The organism is Mesorhizobium sp. M0239 (genome assembly GCF_040321815.1).
Classification (GTDB): domain Bacteria; phylum Pseudomonadota; class Alphaproteobacteria; order Rhizobiales; family Rhizobiaceae; genus Mesorhizobium.
In genome coordinates this window covers 21,618-35,833 of record NZ_JAMYSG010000022.1, presented here as the reverse complement: position 1 = coordinate 35,833, position 14,216 = coordinate 21,618, and the positions used below count along the sequence as shown (strand labels likewise).

At 63.1% G+C, this 14,216-nt stretch carries 11 protein-coding genes; 6 read left to right on the top strand and 5 right to left on the bottom strand.

The features are described from left to right. Window positions 1-58 precede the first annotated feature (58 nt). Window positions 59-1,258, bottom strand: coding sequence for an IS256 family transposase (locus tag NKI99_RS22450; protein ID WP_352612000.1), 1,200 nt, complete (start codon window positions 1,256-1,258; stop codon window positions 59-61). A gap of 496 nt (window positions 1,259-1,754) precedes the next feature. On the opposite strand from NKI99_RS22450, the gene torT reads away from it, so the two are divergent. From torT to NKI99_RS22420, 6 genes are all read left to right on the top strand, one after another. Continuing rightward, the gene (torT, locus tag NKI99_RS22445; RefSeq protein ID WP_352611999.1) at window positions 1,755-2,825 is read left to right on the top strand and encodes a TMAO reductase system periplasmic protein TorT; all 1,071 of its coding nucleotides are present in this window, start codon (window positions 1,755-1,757) and stop codon (window positions 2,823-2,825) included. Window positions 2,826-2,918: 93 nt separating this feature from the next. Next, window positions 2,919-4,403 carry a sugar ABC transporter ATP-binding protein gene (locus tag NKI99_RS22440; protein WP_352611998.1) on the top strand — a complete coding sequence of 495 codons (1,485 nt, stop codon included), beginning with the start codon at window positions 2,919-2,921 and terminating at the stop codon, window positions 4,401-4,403. After that, the gene (locus NKI99_RS22435; RefSeq protein ID WP_352611997.1) at window positions 4,400-5,374 is read left to right on the top strand and encodes an ABC transporter permease; all 975 of its coding nucleotides are present in this window, start codon (window positions 4,400-4,402) and stop codon (window positions 5,372-5,374) included. The genes NKI99_RS22440 and NKI99_RS22435 overlap by 4 nt, the downstream gene beginning before the upstream one ends. Continuing rightward, window positions 5,367-6,356 carry an ABC transporter permease gene (locus NKI99_RS22430; protein WP_352611996.1) on the top strand — a complete coding sequence of 330 codons (990 nt, stop codon included), beginning with the start codon at window positions 5,367-5,369 and terminating at the stop codon, window positions 6,354-6,356. The genes NKI99_RS22435 and NKI99_RS22430 overlap by 8 nt, the downstream gene beginning before the upstream one ends. 16 nt (window positions 6,357-6,372) lie before the next feature. Then, entirely contained in the window at window positions 6,373-8,433 is a 2,061-nt protein-coding gene (locus NKI99_RS22425; protein WP_352611995.1) for a hydantoinase/oxoprolinase family protein, read from the top strand. 30 nt (window positions 8,434-8,463) lie between these two features. After that, window positions 8,464-10,257, top strand: coding sequence for a hydantoinase B/oxoprolinase family protein (locus NKI99_RS22420; RefSeq protein ID WP_352611994.1), 1,794 nt, complete (start codon window positions 8,464-8,466; stop codon window positions 10,255-10,257). 44 nt (window positions 10,258-10,301) lie between these two features. On the opposite strand, the gene NKI99_RS22415 is transcribed toward NKI99_RS22420, so the two are convergent. The 4 genes from NKI99_RS22415 to NKI99_RS22400 all read right to left on the bottom strand — a co-directional run bounded on the left by NKI99_RS22415 (window position 10,302) and on the right by NKI99_RS22400 (window position 14,215). Continuing rightward, complete coding sequence (locus NKI99_RS22415) at window positions 10,302-10,985, bottom strand: GntR family transcriptional regulator (RefSeq protein WP_023737066.1); 684 nt, start codon at window positions 10,983-10,985, stop codon at window positions 10,302-10,304. 88 nt (window positions 10,986-11,073) lie between these two features. Further along, window positions 11,074-12,387, bottom strand: a complete 1,314-nt coding sequence (locus NKI99_RS22410; protein WP_352611993.1) for an aspartate aminotransferase family protein — start codon at window positions 12,385-12,387, stop codon at window positions 11,074-11,076. A gap of 35 nt (window positions 12,388-12,422) precedes the next feature. Then, the gene (locus NKI99_RS22405) at window positions 12,423-13,400 is read right to left on the bottom strand and encodes a transketolase family protein (protein ID WP_352611992.1); all 978 of its coding nucleotides are present in this window, start codon (window positions 13,398-13,400) and stop codon (window positions 12,423-12,425) included. Then, window positions 13,397-14,215, bottom strand: coding sequence for a transketolase (locus NKI99_RS22400; protein WP_352611991.1), 819 nt, complete (start codon window positions 14,213-14,215; stop codon window positions 13,397-13,399). The genes NKI99_RS22405 and NKI99_RS22400 overlap by 4 nt, the downstream gene beginning before the upstream one ends. Window position 14,216: the final 1 nt, after the last annotated feature.

The window sequence follows — 14,216 nt, the reverse complement described above, 5'->3', positions numbered from 1 at the left end:
GTAGCGTGGTGTAGCTGACGGCTTGGTCGCCGCGCTCTCCGGCATGGGGCCGGGCTGATCAGCGTGCCACGGCTGGCAGGCTGATCAGAGGATCATCGCTCATTTGGCTGATGGTTTCCAGCGTCATGTATCTGGCGCGCTGCACGGCCCATTCGTCGTTCTGTTCGAGCAGGATAGCGCCAACCAGGCGGACGATGGCGCCATCATTTGGGAAGATGCCGACGACCTCGGTGCGCCGCTTGATCTCGCCGTTGAGGCGCTCGATCGGGTTGGTCGAGTGCAGCTTGGCGCGGTGCTCCTTGGGGAAAGTCATGTAGGCAAGCACGTCGGGCTCGGCGTCGTCCATGATTGTCGCCAGCTTCGGCACCTTCGGCCGGATCTGGTCGGCGACGGCGCGCCATTGCGTGCTTGCGGCCCCGGGCGTTTCCTGGGCGAAGGCGGTGGCGATGAAAGCGGAGACGACGCGGCGCCCGCTCTTGCCGGCATGGGCCAGCACGTTCCTCATGAAGTGGACGCGGCACCTCTGCCATGTCGCGCACAGCACCTTGGTGACGGCCGCCTTGATGCCTTCATGGGCATCGGAGACGACGAGCTTGACGCCGCGCAGGCCACGGCGGGTCAGCTTGCGCAGGAACTCCGTCCAGATCGGCTCGGCCTCAGACGTGCCGACCTCCATGCCCAGAACCTCGCGCCGGCCGTCCGCATTGACGCCGACGGCGATGATGACGGCGACGCAGACGATGCGGCCGCCACGGCGCACCTTCAGGTAGGTCGCATCGATCCACAGGTATGGCCAGTCGCCTTCGATCGTCCGGTCGAGGAAGGCCTTTACCTTGCCGTCGATCTCCTCGCACAGCCGAGAGACCTGGCTCTTGGAGATGCCGCTCATGCCCATCGCCTTGACCAGGTCGTCGACCGAGCGTGTCGAGATGCCCTGGATATAGGCTTCCTGGATCACCGCGGTCAGCGCCTTCTCGGCCATGCGTCTCGGTTCGAGGAAGCCCGGGAAGTAGGAGCCCTTCCTCAGCTTCGGGATGCGCAGCTCGACCGTGCCGGCGCGAGTCTCCCAGTCCCGGTCGCGGTAGCCGTTGCGCTGGGCCGTCCGAAGTGGGCTCTTCTCGCCATAGGCAGCACCCGTCGCGGCGCCCACCTCCATCTCCATCAGACGCTCGGCGGCAAAGCCGATCATCTCACGCAACAGATCGGCGTCGGGTGTCTTCTCCACGAGCGCGCGCAGGTTCATCATGTCGTCGGTCATCGGTAGTCCTTCCGAAATGGGTTGGCGTCAACAACCAAACCCTACCGGAAAGCGCCGATGACCACCGCATAGCCGCTCGCTCGCTACAGCGCTACTAACGGCGCGCTCGCAAGCGGCTTCATAACCGCCGAGCTACACCACCTGATGGGACACGACCCCGGTCGGTCGCGAGGAAGCCCACATCGCCGAGGCCAGTTGCATGGCTGCTGTCTCCGACCTCGTCTTTCGTCAAATGGATTGTGATCCCGGTCGAGGCAGCGAAACCGCGATTGAAGACACCTTCCCGGCTGAGCACCGGCTAATGAAAACCCTGTTGACTTATAACTTATAAGTAGTACGGTAGCACTGTGAATGAACAACGGCGCGGATGGCCCTGAAGGCGAACTCGCCTAGACGGTACTACGATCCGCCAGCAAGCCTCTGCTCCCAAGGCAGACCGCGGAGCCGGCGAAATCGCCGGCTCCGGACCCGGGAACACACGAAAATGGGGAATCACATGACCAAGAATCACGCTTTCCGATCCATGCTCGCGGCGGCTTTCGTCACCAGCGTGGCCGTCCTGCCCAACGCCGCCCAGGCCAAGGATTGGTGGCCCTTCAAGATCAACGCGGCCAAGGGCGGCGATCTGAAAAAAGTCGAGGCACTCGACTATGTGCCGCTGGAAAAGGCCGAGAAGCCCTGGAACCTGTGCGTCTTGTTTCCGCACCTCAAGGACAGCTACTGGGTCTCGGTCGACTACGGTATCGTTGAGGAAGCAAAGCGCCTGGGTGTCAAAGTGACGGTCCTGCAGGCTGGCGGCTATGACGCGCTGCCCAAGCAGCTGTCGCAATACGACGATTGCGTCGCATCCGGTGCCCAGGGTATCCTCGTCGCCGCCATCTCGGAAGCCGGTCTGGCGGCCAAGCTGAAGGAGGGCGACGCCAAAGGCCTTGTCCAGATCGCCGTCGCCAATCCCATTCTGGAAACTCCGATCACCGCGCGCATTACTCCCGATACCTACCAGAAGGGTTTTCAGGAGGGTGAGTACCTCAAGAAGTATCTCGGCGACAAAAAGACGACCGCGATCGGCCTGCCGGGTCCGCAGGGATCGGGCTGGGCTGAGAGCTATATGGCGGGCTTCCGCGACAGCACCAAAACCGGCAACATCAAGCTCGCGGCCGAGCTCTATGGGGAGCCCGGCGTTCCACAGAGCCTACGCCTCGTCGAGGACGCGTTGCAGACCTATCCGGATCTCAATGTCATCTGGGGCGGGGCCGCGGCGGCGGAAGCGGCCGTCAGTGCCGTCGCCGACGCCGGCCGCGACGATGTCGTGATCATGTCGTCCTACGAGAACCAGACGATGCTGAAGCTGGTCAAGGAAGGCAAGGTGCTTGGCTTTGCCGCCGAGTATCCGGTCATGATGGGCCGCATCAGCGTCGACCTCGCGGTGCGCGCCTTGGAAAAGAAGGACTATGAGAAGGTTCTGCTGGTGGCGCCGGGTATCGTGACCAAGGATAACGTCGACAAGATCGACCCGACGCAGATTTTCGCGCCCGATGGGTGGAAGCCTGAATTTTCGGTACAATAGTCCCATCTTCGATGGGCGGCAGACCTCGGCCTTGGCCTGCCGCCCTTTCTGCTTCGATCTCGGTGGTGTCAAAAGATGCTTGAACTTACGGGTATGACGAAGCGTTTCGGGGGTGTGGTGGCGCTTGACGGCGTTGATTTCTCGCTGTTGAGCGGCGAGGTCCATGCCCTTCTCGGCGAAAACGGCGCTGGCAAGTCGACGCTCATCAATCTGATAGCGGGAACCTACGGCTGGACCGAAGGCTCTTGCCGTATCGACGGCCAAACCATTTCCGCGCTGACCCCACAGAAATCCCGCGATGCCGGCGTCGCGGCGGTATTCCAGGAATTCAGTCTCGTCCCCGACCTCACGGTCGAGGAGAACCTGTTTCTTGGACGCGAGATCAAAGGAAGGCTTTTCCTGAATCGGCGCGCGATGCGTGCCCGCGCGGAAGAACGCTTCCGCGACATTGGCTTTCACGTCGAGCTGGACAGCAAGATCGAAACGCTGACCCGGGCGCAAAAGCAGATGGTCGAGATTGCCAAAGGCATGCTTTCGGATGCCAAGATACTCATCCTCGACGAACCGACCGCGTCGCTCACCGACGGTGAAGCGGAAAAACTGTTCGCCGCCATCGCGGGCCTCAAGGCCCGCGGCGTCGGCGTCATCTATGTGTCGCACCGCATGGCGGAGATCCGTCGGCTCGCGGACCGTGTCACGGTGCTGCGAGGAGGGCGCAAGATCGACACAGTGGCCATCGCCGCGGCATCCGATGCTGCGCTCATTGAGATGATGGTCGGCCAGCCGGTCGAACGACTTTATCCGTCAATCAGCCAGCGCCCCGCCGAAATCGTGCTGGCGACCAGGGGGATCAGTGTCTCCGGCACCCTATCCGATGCCTCCATCGTGGTCAGAGCTGGCGAAATCGTCGGCCTGGCAGGCTTGGTTGGCTGCGGCCGCAGCGAACTTTGCCGGGCCGTGTTCGGCTTGGAGCGGGTGACGTCCGGTGAGATCGAGCTCCATGGCGCGGTGGTTCGAGCGCCAGTGCCGCACAGCATGTTGCGTGCCGGACTTTGTTACTATCCGGCTGATCGCGGCGCTGAAGGACTGGCCCTCACCCGCCCGGGCCGCGAGAATGTGACCATGGCCGCCCTGGACGATCCGAGACTGTCCCAGGGCGGACTGCTCAAGTCGTGGCGAGAGCGCCGGGCGATAGCCGCGCCGTTAAAGACCCTGGGGCTGCGACCGATGGCGCCGGAACGCGCGGCGTCGTCGTTTTCGGGAGGAAACCAGCAGAAACTCGTGCTGGCGCGCGGTCTGATGCGCCCGGTCTCGGTCCATATTTTCGATGAACCGACGGTTGGCATCGACGTCGGCGCCAAAAGCGAGGTCTACAGGCTTATGAAAAGCCTGGTGGAGAATGGCGCGGCCATTCTGCTGTCATCGTCCGAACTGCCGGAGCTCGTTCACCTGGCCAAGCGCGTCTATGTCATGCGTGAAGGGCGCATAGTCGCCGAACTCAAGGGCGACGGCATCACCGAGGCGACTGTGCTGCGTCACTATTTCGACGCCGAAACCGGCGCCACGGAGGCGGCATGAGCCCTGACACGCTGCGGCGCCGTTTTCTGGAAACAGGCGGGATCGTCATCCTGCTTCTGGTCGCGGTTGCGGCGGCGGCGGCGATCATCGAACCGCGTTTTCTGAACCGCCTGAACATCCTCAACGTCCTGCGCAATTTCTCCTTCCTGGCGGTTCCGGCGATCGGCCAGATGATCGTCATGACCACCGGCGGTTTTGATCTGTCGGTCGGCGCCACCATGGCCTTGGCGTCCGTGGTCACGGCCGCGGCGATGGCCGCGATGCCCGACGCGCATGGGCTCCAGCTGCTGGTGCCGGTAGCGCTGGCCTTGGCCAGCGGCGCCTGTGTTGGCCTGGTAAACGGCACGCTGGTGGCGCGGCTTTCCCTATCACCTTTCATGGTGACATTGGCATCGTTGTCGATCGTCGCGGGACTTACGCTCTATTACACGCAGGGTATCCCGATCTATGGCGTTTCCGACGCCTTCGTCTATGCCATCGGGCGAGGGCAGGTGCTTGGCCTGCCGCCGGTCTTGCTGCTGGCGATCGTGGTGATCGCCATCGCCATCATTCTGCAGCGTCGGACCGCGCTCGGGCGCCACTTCTACGCCGTCGGCGGCAACGTCGGCGCCGCCCGACTGTCGGGAGTGCGCACACACCGTGTGTTGATTACCGCCTATGTGCTCTCCGGTCTCCTGGCCGCACTCACCGGCGTGCTGATCACCGCCCGTATCGGTTCTGGCCAGTCGACGATCGGCGGGACGCTCGGACTGGAGACGATCGCAGCGGCGGTGATCGGCGGCGTTTCATTGCGCGGCGGCTCAGGCCGCGCCGAGAACGTCGCCATGGCCGCGCTGTGCCTGGCGATCATCGCCAATGCGATGAACCTCACGCAGATCGACAGCAAATTCCAGACGCTGGTGCTGGGTTCGGTGCTCATCGGCGCACTGGCTTTCGACCGAATTGTTCAGGGGAGGCGGGCCAATGTCTGATCGTCCAGACATGGCGGCTCCGGTTGTTCTTGACCGCGCTCGCCCGGACATCCGCCAGTTCGCGTCGCAGGCCAAGCTGCCGGGGCTCGTATTCCTGGCCCTGCTGGGTCTCGGTCTGCTCGACCCGCGCATCGTTTCAAGCGGCAATCTCTGGAACATCGCGATCCAGACGAGTTATCTCGCACTGTTTGCCATGGCGCAGACCATGGTGCTGCTGACGCGCGGCTTCGACCTGTCGCTTGGTTTCACCGTCTCGCTCGTCAGCGTCATATCGGCGATGGTGATGACCGGAACCGGCGATATGCCGATCCTGTGGGGAATCGCCGCCGGCCTCGGCGTCGGGCTGCTGATCGGCGGGCTGAACGGCTTCCTCATCGCCGGTATCGGCATCAACCCGTTGGTGACGACGCTCGGCATGGCCAACATTGTCATGGCACTGGCTTCAACCGTCAGCGGCGGCTTTCCCGTGCCGGGCGTTCCCGAGGCCTTCACGGACGCCTTGGCGGAGGGACGGCTGATCGGCATTCCGGTGCCCATCGTGTTCGCCGCACTGTGTTTCGCACTGTTGTTCCTGATCTTGCGCTTCACCGTGTTCGGCCGCGGCCTGTATCTCATCGGCGCCAACCCGCGCGCGGCGACGGCGGCGGGCGTTCGAACCGGACGCGTCGTTGCGATCGACTACGTGGTCTGCTCGCTGCTGGCCGCGATTGGCGCCATGCTGCTCACCGCGCGCACCGGATCGGGCGAGCCCAATCTTGGCGGCAACCTGACCCTGGAATCGATAGCGGCGGCGGTGGTCGGTGGCGTGCGCCTGACCGGCGGCGAAGGAGGCGTCACCGCGGCTCTGCTGGGTGCCCTGTTCATCACGGTCATTTCCAACGCCATGAACCTCATGCAGGTCGACGGGTATCTGCAGCAGGTTCTTTTGGGCCTCATCATTCTGGCCAGCCTGATACTGGGCCGCGATTACAAGAAACGCTAACAGCTTCGGACCTTAAATGGCTTATCAAGTCTGCATCGACATCGGCGGAACCTTCACCGATTGCCTGATTTCCGAGCCCGGTGGGAAAATCTCGATCTTCAAATCGCCCACCACGCCCGGCGAATTCGAGAAGGGATTCATCGACGTGCTGCACGTGGCGGCGGCCGGATACGGGCTCGATCCCGCGACGTTCATGACCAAGATCGACTTGATCGTACACGGCTCGACCGTCTCGACCAACGCGCTGGTCGAGCGCAAGACCGTCAAGGTCGGATTGATCCTCAACGAAGGACATCAGGACATCCTCGTCCTGCGCGAGGGGCCGCGCAAGGGCGCCTTCCAGTGGCGGCTCGACTATCCCGAGCCCTATGTCCCGCGCCACCTGACGAAGACGGCGCGGGGCCGCGTCGATGCGCGCGGGCGGGAGCTCACGCCTCTGTCGAGATCCGATGTCGAGGCGGCGATAGCCGACTTCCGGCGCTATGGGGTCGAAGCGATAGCGGTCGGTCTGCTTTGGTCGGTCGTCAATCCCATCCATGAAACGACGGTGCGCGAAATCATCGCGCAGGCATGGCCGGAGATCCCGGTGACGCTTAGCCATGAAGTCAATCCGATGTCGCGCGAGTATAAGCGCATCATCGCGGCCGCTATCGACGCGTCGATCAATCCGATCGTGCGCACCTATATCGAGGACTTGCGGCAAGCACTGTCGCAGGCTGGTTTCCAGGGCGAGCTGCTGCTGGCCAACTGCGTCGGTGGAATGATGCCTCCCGCCGAGATGCTGCGGCGGCCAATCTACAGCGTCATGTCGGGGCCGACGCTGGCGCCGATGGCCGCGCTGGCGCTGAGCGACGAAGCCAATGTCATCGTCGGCGACATGGGCGGCACCACATTCGACGTCTCGGCTTTGCGCGACCACCAGATCATCGTCACCCCGGACAGCATGATCCACGACGATTCGCTGGGGATCGCGAAGGTGGATGTGAGATCGGTCGGCGCCGGCGGCGGGTCGATTGCCTGGGTAGACGACGGCGGCCTGCTGCGGGTCGGTCCGCAAAGCGCTGGCGCGCGGCCGGGGCCGGCATGCTACGGAGCGGGCGGCACCGCGCCGACGGTCACCGATGCCAATGTCGTGCTCGGCATCATTGACCCCGATTATTTTCTAGGCGGCCGGATCAAGATCAGCCGCGAACTGGCCGAGAAAGCGGTCGCGAGCATCGCGACGCGGCTCGGCATCCCGCTGCTCGACGCGGCTTACGCCATCCAGACCACCAGCAACCACAACATGGTCGGGGCCATCGAGGAAATCACCATTCGCGAGGGCATAAACCCACGCGACAGTTTCTTTGTCTGCGGCGGCGGCGCGACCGCCATCCACATCGCCGAGATGGCCGACATATTGGGCTTGAAACGCTACATGATCCCGCGCTTCATGGCTGGGTTGAGCGCGTTCGGCGGGTTGATCTCTGATATCACGCGCGAGGAAAGCGCGGTTTTCCTGACCTCGACCCGGCGCTTCGACGCCGCTGGCGTCTCCAACATCCTGGCGCGGTTGAAGGTGTCGGGCGAGGCATTCCTCGAACAGGCCGGCGTTGAGCCCGAGCTGCGGCGTTTCGAGTTCTCCTTTCTTGGTCGCTACGAGTACCAGTCCTGGGAGATCGAGGTCCATTTCGAGGCCGATGAGGCGCGTCTCGACGCGGCGAAACTGCCAATTCTCGTCGAAGCGTTTCATCAGATGCACGAACGCATCTATTCGATCAGATCCGACCGCGACGTCGTCGAATTCACCAACTGGAAGCTGCGCGCGGTGGGCAAGCGGGCCAATCAGGATGCCTGGAAGGACTTCAGGCTGGCCGACCAGGCAACGGCGCCGGTCGCCAAGGCCCATCGGTCAGCTTATTTGCATGAAACCCGGCGGACGAGCTCTCTGCCTGTTTACGACATGGACCAGCTGGGCGCGGGGGCGGCGCTTGATGGGCCATGCCTGGTGGAGGCGACGACGTTCACCGCCTTCCTCAAGGACGGACATCGCGGGCGCGTCGACCCACAAGGCAACATCGTCGTGACCGTCGATTGACACCAACCTTCCCGAGCAAGGCATCATAAAATGAATTCACCTGTCATTCGCCTGGAGACGCCAACGCGCCGCGTCGATCCGTTCCTGATGTCGGTTCTCAAAAGCCGGTTCGAGGCCGTCGTGCGGGAAATGACGCTGGTCGTGATGCGGGCCAGCCGCTCGGCGGTGATCAAGAACGCCCGCGACCTGAGCTGTGCGATCCTGACCTATGATCACCGCCTCGTTTCCACCGAGGACGCGCTGCCGATCCACGTCATGTCGATGGATCTGGCGACCCGTCCGATAACGGAGTTGTTCGAGGATATCGCCGACGGCGACATCTTCCTCAACAACTGCCCATACACGGGCGGCACCCATCATGCCGACCTGATCATGGCGATGCCGATCTTTTTCGATGGCAAGCCGCTGTTTTGGGCCGTGGCGCTTTCCCATCACGCCGATACTGGCGCGCCGACGCCTTCGACCTATCTGCCATTCGCCAAGAACGTTTATGAGGAAGGCATCCACTTTCCCTGCGTGCGCGTGGTCGAACAGCACAGGGAGAAGCAGGACATCCTGCGCATCGGCATGATGCGCAACCGTGTTCCAGACATCTGGCTGGGCGACGTGCGCGCCCAGATCGGCGCCTGCAGGACCGGTCGACGCCGTCTGTTGGAACTGCTTGAAAAATACGGCCGCGACACGCTGCTGGATTTCGTCGAGGACTGGTTCGACTACGGTGCGCGCCGCGCCATGGCCGAAATCGCCAAATTGCCGAAGGGCAAGTTCTCCTACGAAGTCCGCCATGACCCGGTCCCCGGCGTGGCGGAGGAGGGCATCCCGGTCAGGATCACCATCGATGTCGACCCTGAAGCCGGCGAGATCACGGTCGACGTGCGTGACAACATGGATAACGTCCCTGGTGGTCTCAACCTTTCGGAAAACACCTGCACGGGCTCGTGCCGCATTGGCGTCTTCAACAATCTCGACGACGGCATCCCGCACAACGAGGGCGCCAAGAGCCGGATAAAGGTGTTGATGCGGGAGGGAAGCGTGGTCGGCAAACCCCGCTACCCCGTAGGCACCTCGGTGGCGACCACCAATGTCAACGACCGCTTGATCATCGCCGGCAATTGCGTGTTCTCGACGATGGGAGAACCTTATGGCCAGGCCGAGAGCGGCTCGCACCTGCCAGCGGGGATCGGCGTGATTTCAGGCAAGGATCCGTTCAAGGATGGGCAGCCCTACGTCAATCAGGTCTTCATTGGCTACGCCGGCGGCGGCGCGCGTCACGGCTATGATGGCTGGTTGACATATTGCGGTCCAGCGAATGGCGGCCTGATCGCGCTGGATTCCGTGGAGGTGGACGAATCCATGTATCCCATCATCATTGAATCGCGCGGCGTGGTGGCGGATACGCAAGGCATTGGCGAGTTCGAGGGCGCTCCCGCGGTGGGCGGTGTCTTCTATCCCGTCGACCACGAGATGACACTGGTCTACTCGGCCGATGGCACAACCTTTCCGCCGCGTGGCGTGCTCGGCGGCGGTGACGCCAAGGCCAGTCATAGTGCCAAGCGCGGCACGGACGGCAAGCTGGTGGAATTGCCGGCCTTCCATGAGGAGGCGTGTCGCGCCGGCGAGCGCATCGAGTTCGTTGCCTGTGGCGGCGGTGGCTACGGCGACCCGACCAAGCGCGATGTCCGCCGTGTCGCGGCCAGCGTTGACCGCGGCTGGCTGACGAGCGAAGCGGCTCGCCAATCCTACAACGTGGCCCTGGTGCTGGATGTCGAGCAGGGCGTCTGGGTCGTCGACCAGGATGCCACCGCGCGCCTCAGGGCGGCCTGAGCCAGTGCGAAGAGAGGTCGCCGGCATATGACCGGCGGCTTCGATCACGCCCGCTTGGCGGCCGCGTCCTGCTCGTCGAAATACCGCAACAGGTTCATGCCACCGCGCACGATGTCGCGTTCGATCGCCTTACGCGCCACCTTCTTGTTGCGGGTCCGGAACGCTTCGATCAGCGTTTCGTGCTCCTCCGCGCCGATATAGTCGTTCTCGGCCTGCAAATAATACACGTTGAGGATCGGGCCCATGGATACCCAAAGGCTTTCGATCTGCGCGATCAGCATGTCCATCTTGGACAGGCGGTAGACGCCGAAGTGGAATTCACGATTGGCGCGACGGGCGCGGTCAGCATCGCCGGACGTTTCGCCGGCCACGAAATCCCGATGGATCTCGACCAGTTTTGCAATGTCCTTCTCCGAAACATGCTCGACAGCGAGTTCGGCCGCTAGTCCCTCGAGCGCGATGCGAATGAGCCGGACCTGCCAGTAACGCGACCGGGTCAGCTCTGGAACGGTGATGAACCGCCCTGACCGCAGTTCCAGCGCCTGCTCGCTGACGAGCCTGAAACAGGCCTCGCGCACAGGCGTGACGCTGGTGCCCAGCCGTTGCGCCAGATCCTGCATCAACAGTCTTTCGCCGGGCCGGAAATTGCCGGCGATCAGGGCTTCGCGCAGCGAGATATAAGTTCTCGCCGACAGACTGCCTTGCTCGATTGGCTGCATCGTGCTCATGGTCCACCGCTGCAATCTTGGCCGCACCGAATCGGCAACGGATAGTGCGAGACGCTCTTATATCCTATAAGTCCGTTGCGAAACATGGCTAGGAGCTGGCGGGTTTCCCAGCGGAGAGCTTGCGCAGGATTGTCTCGATAACATCCAGTGACTTCTCAACCGTCGCCCGGTCATGGCTCCCTGACAGGTAGAGACGCTTGAGCGGAAGCGGCTGACCGATCAGCCGGTTCGCCACCATCTCCTTGCGGAATGCGAGATCGAAGACATCGTCGTTGCGCAGCAAGTCCTCGTAGTCGCGGTAAGGACCGCTGAGGAAATAGATCAGCCAGACCGAGCCAAACCCGGCGCTCTGCGCGGGCAGGCCGAGGCGATCGATAATTCCATCCAGCTGCGTGCGCATGAAAGCGCCGAGGGCAAACAGGCGGTCGTAGAAGCCTGGTTTCGACAGCTCGTCGATCGTCGCCTGCATGGCGGCGAGCGTCGACGGCGTGCCGTTGAAAGTACCGCCCATGAACACGGATCCTTCCCCGGTCCGGCCGACGAGCTCCATGAGATCGCGCCGACCGGCCACCAGGCCGACGGGATAGCCTGACGAGGCCGCCTTGCCGAAGGTCGCCAGATCAGGCGTGACGTCGGCGATCGACTGATAGCCGCCAAGCGCGTGGCGAAAGCCGGTGATGACCTCGTCGAAGATCAGTACGACGCCATGTTCGCTGGTCAGGCGACGCAGATCGCGCAGGAAAACATCCGTCGCCATCACCGACCCCATATTGTGAGCAATTGGCTCGATGATGATCGCCGCGACCTCGCCCGGATTGGCCTTGAGATAATTCTCGACGGCCTGGGCATCGTTGTAAGGCAGCACGATGGTGTGACGGGCGGCATCATCGAGGATGCCAGCACTGATGGGGTCGTACTTGCCGATCGCCTGCGCGTGCGACTGCACGTTCATGGCGACATAGTCATGCCAGCCGTGATAGCCGCCTTGGAACTTGATGATGCGCTTGCGACCGCTTGCGGCGCGGGCAAGGCGCAGGGCGTGATAGGTCGCCTCCGATCCCGAATTGCAGAAGGCGACGAGATCCGCGCAAGGGATGCAGTCGACCAGCGCCTCCGCCACCTCGATCTCCAGCCGCATCGTTCCCGCACCGACAAGATCGATGTCCTGGGAGACCGCAGCGATGCGTTCACGCACCGCCGGATGACAGTGGCCAAGCACATTGGCGCCGAAGCCGCAATGGAAGTCGGTGTACTGGTGTCCCTCGACGTCGTAGAGAAACGCACCCTGCGCCCGGGCAAAGACATGCGGTGCGCCGAGCCTGCGGCTCGGGCTGAGCAATCCGCCGGGCATCACCGCGCTGGCGCGCTCAATGAGTCGGGCGGTGTTATTCTGATCGATCATCACAATGTCAGTGCATGGCTATGGTTGTCCGCCGCTCAGCCGAGGGCTTCGCGGACGGTGGCCTCGATCCCTGCCGCGTCCAGCCGGTAGTGCTTGTAGAGATGTGTCGGCGGCGCAATCAGGCTGTATTCGTCGCGGATGCCATGGCGTATCAACCGCGCCGGGCTGCCCGCCTCAGCCAGGATTTCCGCCACCGCGCCGCCCAGACCGCCGAGGATATTGTGTTCCTCGACCGTCAGGATAAAGCGGGAGTGGGCCGCGGCCGAGAGCACAGCCTTGGTATCCAGTGGCTTCACCGTATGCATGTCGATCAGACCGACGGATTTGCCCGCCGCGCGCAGCGCGCGGTAAGCCTCGCGTGAGGGATGGACCATCGAGCCGCAGGCGATGATGGTCAGGTCAGATCCTTCGCCGTGAACGATCGCCTTGCCGAACTGGAAGTCGACGCCGTCTTCATAGACCACAGGGTCCTGGCCGCGGCCAATGCGGAAATAGATTGGCTGCGCATGATTGACAGACGCCTTGACCGCCGCCGCCAGTTGCGGGCCGTCGGCCGGCGCGACGACCGTGAGGTCGGCGATGCTTCGCATGATGGCAAGATCCTCCGTCGCATGGTGGGAGGTGCCGTAGAAGCCGAGTGAAATACCGGCATGATGACCGATCAGCCGTACCGGCAGAGCCGAATAGGCGACGTCGGTTCTGATCTGTTCGCAGCACAGCAGTGCGAGGAAAGAAGCGAATGTAGCGACGAACGGCATGGCGCCGGTGCTGGCCATGCCGGCAGCAGCCGAAACCATGTTCTGCTCGGAAATGCCAAATTGCGTGAAGCGTTCTGGAAAGCGCTGCGCGAACCGCACCAGCCCGTTGGAATATTGCAGGTCGGCCGTACCAACCATGACCGGATAACCCTCTTCGACCAGATCGATGAGCGCATTGGCCAGGTAACTCAGGCCAGGCGCGCGCGCGTTGATCTGGCGGTACTGCCAGGAGTTGGTATCGATCGGGCCGTTCATTGTGTTTTGCCTCCGCGCTTGATCTCTTCGGCGGCCAGGGCCTCGTCCGATGGCGCGAGATAGCCCAGATGCCAGCCGGGTTCGGTTTCCATGTAGCCAACGCCCTTGCCTTTGGAGGTCTTGGCAATGATGCAGACGGGCCGGGTGCGATCAGCCTCGGCCTTCAACTGTCGCAGCAGCGTCGCGAGCGCGACGACGTCATGACCGTCGACCTCGTGCACCTGCCAGCCGAACGCCGCCCATTTGTCGGCCAACGGCTCGATGCCGATGATGTCGTCGACCTGACCGTCGAGCTGGTATCCGTTGCGGTCGACGATGGCGATCAGATTGCCGGCCTTATGGTGGGCGGCAGATAGCGCCGCTTCCCAGACCTGGCCCTCCTGCATCTCGCCGTCGCCGAGCAGGACATAGACGTCGAAGCGCCGGTCTGCCGCACGGGCGCCGAGCACCATACCGAGACCGCCGGACAAGGCATGACCGATCGACCCGGAGCTGAAGTCGACGCCGGGCACCTTGCGCATGTCGGGATGATCGCCGAGCGGATTGCCGAGCCGGGTGTAGCCATCGAGAACGTCCTTGGAGAAGAAGCCCCAGTCGACCAGCAGCGGGTAAAGGCCGACCGCGGCGTGTCCCTTGCCCATCAGGAAGCGGTCGCGATCCGGCCATTGCGGCTCGCCGCGCCTGAGCCGCATCGCGTCATAGTAAAGCGTGGCGAATATCTCCGCGCAGGAGAACACCGACGAATAATGGCCAACCTTGGCGATCTGGATGAGGCGCAGCGTCTCGAGGCGTACGAACTCTGCCCTGTCGCGCAAC